Here is a 1,465-nt window from a genome sequence, read left to right as displayed (position 1 = left end):
TCATGATTATGTCTTTTCCGGAAAGGTCAAAAAAGGGGATTATAGCTGAGTTTGATTGAAATGGAATCAAGGTGGATTAAAATTTGTAAAGGCTCTTATCAAAAACATTAAGGCCGTCTGAAAACAGATTTCAGACGGCCTGCTCTTAGCTATCGCTCAAACGATTAATACCAGCCGCGCAGCTTCATTGCTTTTTCAACACGACGGATACTCATCATGTAAGAAGCGGTACGCAGGTCGACATCGTATTCTTGAGCCAAGTTCCAAATATCGCGGAACGCACGGCGCAGGACAACGGTTTCTTTCTCTTGAACTTCGTCAAACTCCCAGTAGTAGCCTTGCAGGTTTTGTACCCATTCAAAATAGGATACCACCACGCCGCCGCAGTTTGCCAAAATATCAGGAACAACCAATACGCCATTTTGACGCAGGATAACGTCGGCTTCTGGAGTAGTCGGGCCGTTTGCACCTTCAACCACGATTTTCGCGCGGACTTTACCAGCGTTTTCAGAAGTCAGTTGGTTTTCCAGCGCGCAAGGGGCGAGTACGTCCACTTCCAAAGCCAAAAGTTCGGCATTGCTGATTTCTTTGCCGTAGCCGGCTTCGTTGGTGATGAAACCTTTGGTTTGGAATTCTTTGATGATTGCTTCCATATCCAAGCCGTTTTCGTTGTAGATGGCAACGTCAACGGTAGAAACGGCAACGATTTTCGCACCGGCTTTGTGTGCATAGTAACCGGTGTGGTAGCCCACATTACCGAAACCTTGAATGGCGTAAGTGGCACCCTTCACGTCTTTGCCCAGTTTTTCCAAAGCTTGGACGGCGGCGAAGTTTACGCCGTAACCGGTGGCTTCGGTACGCGCCAAAGAGCCGCCAAACTCAACCGGTTTACCGGTGAATACGCCCGGTGCGGAATGTTTTACCACGTTTTCATAGGCATCAACCATCCAAGACATGATTTTGCCGTTGGTGTTCACATCAGGTGCAGGAATATCGATTTTCTCGCCGATCAGCGGAGAAATGGCTTCGGAATAAGCGCGGGCAATGCGTTCTAATTCTGCTTCGGAATAATTGCGCGGATCCAAAGTGATACCGCCTTTACCGCCGCCGTAAGGAATACCGGCCACGCAGCATTTGATGGTCATCCAGATAGACAGGGCTTTGACTTCGTCCAGATTTACATTGGGATGGAAGCGCACGCCGCCTTTGTAAGGGCCGACGGCATTATTGTGTTGTGAACGATAGCCGGTGAAGTTTTCTACTGTACCGTTGTCGAGTTTGACAGGGAAGTTGACTTCCAAAACACGTTGCGGCTTTTTCAAGATTTCAAATACTGCTGGGTCGGCATTCAGGCGATCGCAGGCAATTTTTACTTGTTTTTGTGCAATTTCAAACGGATTCAGTGTTTCTTTAACAGCAGATGCGGACATGTATTTTTCCTTTTCATACACATGATTAGACGAGA

At 47.6% G+C, this 1,465-nt stretch carries 1 protein-coding gene; it reads right to left on the bottom strand.

Going from position 1 to position 1,465, the window contains the following annotated elements; genetic code table 11:
* Positions 1–164: 164 nt before the first annotated feature.
* Positions 165–1,430: a Glu/Leu/Phe/Val family dehydrogenase gene (locus tag ACTHUE_RS18850; protein WP_049331560.1), complete on the bottom strand. Its 1,266-nt coding sequence runs from the start codon at positions 1,428–1,430 to the stop codon at positions 165–167.
* Positions 1,431–1,465 lie beyond the last annotated feature (35 nt).

The sequence above is a fragment of the Neisseria sp. P0021.S005 genome, assembly GCF_051956955.1.
This window is presented reverse-complemented; position numbering and strand designations above follow the sequence as displayed.